Annotated in this window: 6 protein-coding genes; 2 read left to right on the top strand and 4 right to left on the bottom strand. The window is 70.6% G+C overall.

What is annotated here, in order from left to right; all coding sequences use genetic code 11:
- Positions 1 to 351: 351 nt before the first annotated feature.
- Positions 352 to 1,614 (bottom strand): deoxyguanosinetriphosphate triphosphohydrolase, encoded by a 1,263-nt coding sequence (locus AC08OP_RS17515; protein WP_476615176.1) that lies wholly within the window; start codon positions 1,612 to 1,614, stop codon positions 352 to 354.
- 95 nt (positions 1,615 to 1,709) lie between these two features.
- Between AC08OP_RS17515 and AC08OP_RS17510 the strand changes: the two genes are divergently transcribed.
- A complete protein-coding gene (locus AC08OP_RS17510) occupies positions 1,710 to 1,865 on the top strand; it encodes a hypothetical protein (protein ID WP_476615175.1) in 156 nt (51 codons plus the stop codon).
- A 40-nt stretch (positions 1,866 to 1,905) separates the two neighbouring features.
- Entirely contained in the window at positions 1,906 to 2,445 is a 540-nt protein-coding gene (locus AC08OP_RS17505) for a PH domain-containing protein (RefSeq protein ID WP_462202797.1), read from the top strand.
- 243 nt (positions 2,446 to 2,688) lie between these two features.
- Here AC08OP_RS17505 and AC08OP_RS17500 read toward each other — a convergent pair whose 3' ends face one another.
- The 3 genes from AC08OP_RS17500 to AC08OP_RS17490 form a co-directional block, all read right to left on the bottom strand.
- Entirely contained in the window at positions 2,689 to 4,563 is a 1,875-nt protein-coding gene (locus tag AC08OP_RS17500) for a transketolase (protein ID WP_476615174.1), read from the bottom strand.
- Between the two features lie 252 nt (positions 4,564 to 4,815).
- Entirely contained in the window at positions 4,816 to 5,502 is a 687-nt protein-coding gene (locus tag AC08OP_RS17495; RefSeq protein ID WP_476615173.1) for a YdcF family protein, read from the bottom strand.
- A gap of 124 nt (positions 5,503 to 5,626) precedes the next feature.
- Positions 5,627 to 7,019 (bottom strand): putative PEP-binding protein (locus AC08OP_RS17490; RefSeq protein ID WP_476615172.1); only part of this gene is annotated, 1,393 nt, incomplete at its 5' end.

Below are 7,019 nucleotides of genomic sequence, written 5' to 3'. Positions count from 1 at the left end.
GCTAGGAACACCACCCGCCGGCCCACCCGCCCTGTCGACGAGTGACGCGGCGCCCTCACATCGGTCCTACCGCTGCGATGGTACGTGTCGTAAGCACGACAGTACCGATCATGCCACGTGAATGTTGGGGACAGTGGCCGTGACGTGCGTGCCGAGCTGCGACGTCGGGCCGCGGGCCGCGCACCGGCTCACTCCCCCAGCCGAGGGAGCGGGCGTCCCCCCGAACGGGGGAACACCCGAAACACCGTCGGGTCATCGGGCCAGCGGCGGACGCCCACCGGACCCACCACACACAGATCCGGCACGCACGGATCCGGCACGCACCGGACCCCCGCACACCGGACTCGTGGCTCACAGGACCCACGGCGCCGGTCGTCCACACAGCAGCGCATGCCGCCGCTCGGCGCTGGCGTCGGTCAGACGCGCCACCTGGTCGATGACGACCCGTAGCCGTGCCGCATCGTCGGCGGCCATGCGGTAGGCCGCGCGCAACGACGGCTCGAGCACGTCCGGCGCGCCCCGGGAGAGCATCGCCACGAGCTCCGCGACCACCTCCCGCTGCCGGGACTGCCGGGCGCGGGCACCCGGCCGCTCCATCACATACCAGGCGGTGACCCCCTTGAGCGCCGTGCACTCGGCCACGGTGTCCGGATCCACCACCAGATCCGCGCCATAGCGCCGCAGCGGACCGTCGGGATGGCATGCCCGGGTAGCACGGACCGCGCTGTGCGCGAACCGGGCGATGAGCTCGCTGGTCATCGCCCGCAGGGCGGCCTGGCCCCGGGCCGAGGTGATCTCGGAGCGGACCCACCAGGGCTGGCACCGCAGGGTGCCCAGGGCGGCCGCCACCGCCTCGGCGGACGGCCCCGGGTAGCGGACGGCGGTCGCGGCGGCGAGCTCCGCCCGGCGGCCGGAATCGTCGAGGGCGGCTAGATCGATGTGTCCGGCGACGACCCCGTCCTCGAGGTCGTGCACCGAATAGGCCACGTCGTCCGCCCAGTCCATGATCTGCGTCTCGATACAGCGCCGGCCGGCCGGTGCGCCCTCCCGGACCCAGCGGAGCACGGACAGGTCGTCGGCGTAGGCGCCGAACTTCGCGCTGTCCGCCCGGGGCCCAGGGCGGCGCGGCCACGGGTACTTCGTCGCTGCGTCCAGGGTCGCCCGGGTAAGGTTCAGGCCCGCGCTGCGACCGCCACGGTCGACGATCTTGACTTCGAGCCTGGTCAGCTCGCGCAGGCTCTGGGCGTTGCCCTCGAAGCCACCGCAGGCGGCTGCGGCCTCGTCAAGCGCCAGCTCGCCGTTATGCCCGAAAGGGGGATGACCCAGATCATGCGCGAGGCACGCCGCCTCGACCAGGTCGGGGTCCGCTCCCAGCTCCTCGGCGAGCTCCCGGCCCACCTGGGCGGTCTCCAGGGAGTGGGTCAGCCGGGTACGCGGGAAGTCGTCGTCGAGCGGGCCCACGACCTGGGTTTTTCCCGCCAGCCTGCGCAGCGCGCTGGAGTGCAGCACCCGGGCTCGGTCCCGGGCGAAGGGACGGCGCTGGGCCGGTGTGGCCTTCGGGCGTTCCACGACCCGACGGGCCGCGTCCAAGGTGTCATACCACTCACTGACCACGAGCTTGAGAGTATCGGCGCGATTCTGCGACCTCCGTCGAGCTCAGCGGCGATACTTTGTGCGCACCCTTCCCCGAATCGGCCCGGAGGCCCGCCGTGGACAAGATCATTAGATATGGGGCGATCGCGTTCCTCATCTTCTTCGTGGTGACCGCGCCCAACAGCGCGGCCAGTATCATCGACCGCGTCTTCGACTGGCTGCAGTCCATCGGTAACGGGGTGTCCCAGTTCATAACCGATACCGCTCTGTAATGGCTACCCGGCCACTCTTGATGTCTGGGACACTGCGGGCGTGGTGAGACTCCAGCTTCCGGACCCGGCTCAGCGCGACACCAAGTACCTCGCGTCCCAGGAACGCCTGGTGATGATGGTGCGGTCACACTGGGCGGTCCTGCTACCCGTCTTCCTGCAGACCATCGGGGCCGTACTGCTCGCGCTCGTGGCGAACATCCTGCTCGCCTCGCAGGACGTTGACGCCGGCATCATCACCACGCTGCTGTGGTACTTCGCCCTCTTCATGATCTTGAGGATGCTGTGGGGGGTCGTCGACTGGCAGTTCGAGCACCTTATGATCACTGACAAGCGGCTACTGAAGGTGTCCGGGATCTTCTTCCGCAAGGTCCAGACGATGCCACTGTCCAAGATCACGGATCTCACGTACAACCGGGACCCGCTTGGCCGGTTGCTCGGGTACGGCGAGTTCGTCGTGGAGTCCGCCGGCCAGGACCAGGCACTTTCCAAGATCAAGTTTCTGCCACGCCCGGACCGGCTCTACCTCACCCTGGTCGACATGACCTTCGGTGGAGCACCCGCCCCAGCCGGAGACGACTGAGGGACGGCCCGCGGGACCGGGCCCGACGGGTTGGCGCAGGCCCGACCGGGTGCCCTGACCGGGTGCCCTGACCGGGTGCGAGGTACCCGTCGCCGGACGTCCCCACCGATCCTGCTCATGCTCACGCCTGGTCAGGCATGCGACAACGACGAAGGCGGGACCGGGGGATCTCCCCCGGTCCCGCCGGATGTCCCAGCCTTGTGCCTTCCCCCGCCCGCCGGCCGGCCGCTGGCCCTGGACGGGTCAGCGCAGCAGGCCGCGGGCAGCCTCGACGATGTGCTTCGCGGAGATGCCGGCCGCGTCCAGGAGCTCCTGCGACGTCCCGGAACCCGGCAGCGACCGCACCGCGAGATGGCGGACCGACAGCGGCACGCTGCCGTCGCTGAGCGCTTCCAGCACCGCGCTGGCCAGTCCGCCCTCCGGGTAGTGATCCTCGGTGACGACGATGCGCCCGCCGGTGGCCCGGGCGGCGTCGGCGAGCGTCGCCGCGTCGACCGGCTTCACGGAATACAGGTCGACCACGCGGGCCGCGATCCCCTCGGCCGCGAGCGTGCCCGCCGCGGCCAGCGACTCGTGCAGGGTGACACCGGCACCGATGAGCGTGACGGTGTCGGCGTCCGATCGGCGGAGCACCTTGGAACCACCGGGGGCAAACGGCTCGTCCGGGCCATAGAGCACGGGGTAGGCGCCACGGGTGGTGCGCAGGTAGCTGACCCCGGGCAGATCCGTCATCGCCTCGACGAGCTTCGCGGCGGACGTCGCGTCGCTCGGGTAGAGCACCGTCGAGCCGCCGACCGCCCGCATCATGGCGAGGTCCTCGAGCGCCATCTGCGACGGCCCGTCGGCGCCGATCTCGACTCCCGCGTGGCTGCCGGACAGCCGGATGTCGGCCTGGGAGATCGCCGCCATCCGGATGAAGTCGTAGGCCCGGGAGAAGAACGCCGCGAACGTGGAGGCGAAGGGCACGTAGCCACGCACCGACAGCCCGACCGCCGCCGCGACGAGCTGCTGCTCGGCGATGAAGATCTCGAAGAAGCGGTCCGGATAGATCTTGGCGAAGTCCTCGGAGTAGGTCGAGTTGCTGACCTCCGCGTCGAGCGCCACCACGTCGGTGCGGGCTCCGAGCGCGGCGAGCGCCTGGCCGTAGGCGCGCCGAGTCGCCACCTTGGCGCCGAGATCGTAGGTGGGCAGCGTGATGGCGGGCCGCTCGACCGGCACCGGTCGGGGAAGGTCCGCGGGCGGCACCGGACCGCGAACCCGCAGGTCACGCAGGCCGCCGAGCTCGGCGATGGCGCGGTCGGCCATGTCGGCGGGGAACGGCTTGCCATGCCAGCCCTCGACGTCCGCGGCCTCGGAGAAGCCCTCGCCCTTGCGGGTGCGGGCGAGGATGACGGTCGGCCGGGTGACGTCCTCGGCGTCGGCGAGCACCGCGTCGATCGCGGCGATGTCGTGGCCGTCGACGACGACCGCGCGGGCGCCGAAGGACTCCACCCGCCTGGCGTAGGTGTCGAGGTCCCAGCCGAGCTCGGTCGGGCCGCGCTGGCCGAGCCGGTTGACGTCGACGATCGCGATGAGGTTGGAGAGGTTGTAGTAGGAGGCCTTGTCCAGTGCCTCCCAGACCGAGCCCTCCGCCATCTCGCTGTCACCGCAGATCACCCAGACTCGGTAGGGCACCTTGTCCAGGTACTTACCGGCGAGCGCGACGCCCACGCCGTCGGGCAGGCCCTGCCCGAGCGACCCGGTCGCGACGTCGACCCACGGCAGGACAGGCGTCGGGTGACCCTGGAGCCGCTCGCCGAAACGGCGGTAACCATTGATCAACTCGTCGTCACCGACGACCCCGACCGCCTTGAAGATGGAGTAGATCAGCGGGGAGGCGTGCCCCTTCGAAAAGATCAGATGATCGTTCGCCGGGTCCGCCGGGTTGTCCCAGTCGTATCGAAGGTGGCGCGCGACGAGAACCGCCAGCACGTCCGCGGCCGACATCGACGAGGTGGGATGCCCGGAACCCGCCGAGGTGCTGCTGCGCACCGAGTCGACCCGCAGCTGCTGCGCGAGTTCCCGAACCGTCTCCAGATCGGCCGTCCCGACCGTGCTCTCGGATACGGGAGTTGCCACACCAGTCTCCTTACAGTGTCGTTCCACACCCGGAAGGTAATCTCCGGAGGGTTCTCTCGCGCCTCGGGCAGCCGACTCCGCCGCTTTGCCTCACTACCACGTGTCGCACTACCCCCTCACCCGGCGATCCGAACCGTATCAGCGGCGGCCGACGGCAAAGAGGGCCGAAGCGGGCCTTGATATGTCAGAGGCGTCACGGGTTCGTATCCGCTGCTGCTGACGAGCGTCGACCCGGTGTCAGACGGCCCGGTGTCAGACGGCCCGGGTGGTCGCCGAAGGTGGTGATGCCTGGCGGAAGAGCTGGTACCACCGGTAACCAATCCCCTCGCGGATGATGTACCGGACCTGCGTGCCGAAGCCGTGGACGGCCGGCCCCCGGTCGGCCGGGGAGGTGACGGCGTCGACACCGAGGTCACGGGCCATCGTCCGGGAACGCAGGCTGTGCCAGGGATCGGTGACCAGCACGGCGGTGTGCCAGTGCCGCGAGTTCATCAACCCGGCTACGGCGGTCAGCGACCCGAGCGTGTTCGAACCCTCGGGGAGGACGAGCACCCGGCTCGGGGGGATACCCCGCTGCCGCAGATAGGTCGCGCTGGCCTCGCCCTCGGTGTAACGGTCGCCCGGCTGCTTCCCACCGACCGTGATCACCTGAGGGGCGACTCCCTCCCGGTAGAGCTCCAGCACGTGGTCGAGACGAGCGGCGAGGACCGCCGAGGGACGCCCGTCGTACTGCGAGGCACCGAGCACCACGAGGACGTCGGACCGGGGCCGATGATCCTCCCTGCCCACCCACCAGACCTGCAGAAACGTCACCACGGCGAGAACCATGATGCCGAGGAGGACAGCCGCCACCGCCCGCATCATCCAACGCCACCATGGCACGCGGTGCCAGATCGCGCGAAACGGGTTGACGATGAGACGAGGACGGGACAGGCCCACGCGAACGAACAGTAGCGTCCCTATGGGCACACGACCGACATCACAGGGCAACTGCCCCGTTCATCCGCCCAGCCCCGATCGGGATTCCAGCCCGGAAAGGGCAGGGAACGGGCCGGGCGGAAACTCACCCGACCACCGACCGGCCGAGAACCGCGGCACGCCCGGCCTCCAGCCGGGCCACCGGCACCCGGAACGGCGAACAGGAAACGTAGTCGAGCTCGAGTTCGGCGAAGAAGTGCACGGAATCGGGATCGCCGCCGTGCTCGCCACAGACGCCGAGGCCGAGATCGGGCCAGGCGCCCCGCCCGGCCCGGACCGCCGTCCTCATCAGGGCGCCCACCCCGTCGCGGTCCACCGACGCGAACGGCGACCCGGCCAGGATGCCGAGGTCGAGATAGCGCGGCAGCAACGATGCCTCGACGTCATCCCGGGAGAAACCCCAGAGCAGCTGGGTGAGGTCGTTGGTGCCGAACGAGAAGAACTCGGCGCGGCGGGCGATCTGGTCCGCGGTGAGCGCCGCCCGCGGAACCTCGATCATCGTGCCGATCGGCAGGTCGATCTCTAGGCCGCTCTCGGCGCCGACCTCGGCCAGTACCCCGCGCACCCGGTCCCGGACGGCATCCAGCTCCGCCGCGGTGGAGATGAACGGAATCATGATCTCGGGACGGGGATCACCGCCCACGCGGCGGCAGCGCACCAGCGCCTCGGCGATCGCCCGCGCCTGCAGTTCCACCAGCCCCGGGACGGTGAGAGCGAGTCGGACGCCGCGGCGACCCAGCATCGGGTTGGTCTCGTGCATGCCCCGCAGGACCGCCAGCCTCGCCCGGTCGGCGTCGTCGACCGGGCTTCCGGCGGCGTCCGCGGCGGCGATCGACACGGACAGCTCGGTGAGGTCCGGGAGGAACTCGTGCAACGGCGGATCGAGCAGCCGGACCGTGACGGGCAGACCGTCCATCGCGGTGAAGATCTCGACGAAATCCTCCCGTTGCGGGGGAAGCAGCCGGCTGAGCGCCTCGGTCCGCTCGGCCGGCGTTCCCGCGAGGATCATCTGCTCGACCAGGGCACGACGGTCCCCGAGGAACATGTGCTCGGTGCGGCACAGCCCGATACCCGCGGCGCCGAACCGGCGGGCCCGCGCGGCGTCCGGCCCGGTGTCGGCATTCGCGCGGACCCGCAGCCGGCGGGACCGGTCGGCGTGCCGCATCAGCCGATCCACGGCGGCGACCAGGTCCCCGCCCGGCCGGGGATGGTCGAGGCGGCCGGAATGGCCGGCATGGTCGGGATGGCCGGCATGGTCGGGATGGCCGGCCTCGAAGTACTCGACGACCGGTGACGGGACGAGCGGTACGGGACCGGGGTATACCGCGCCGGTGGTCCCGTCGATGGAGAGGATGTCCCCCTCCCGCACGACCACGCCCCGCCCGGTGGTGAGGCGGCGACCGGCGGGATCGACCTCGATCTCCTCGGCCCCGCACACGCAGGTCCGGCCCAATCCTCTGGCGACGACGGCGGCATGC

It is taken from the genome of Frankia sp. CeRuru1, assembly GCF_977966315.1.
The sequence above is the reverse complement of the archived record's forward strand: the minus strand, read 5'-3'. Positions and strand labels throughout refer to the sequence as shown.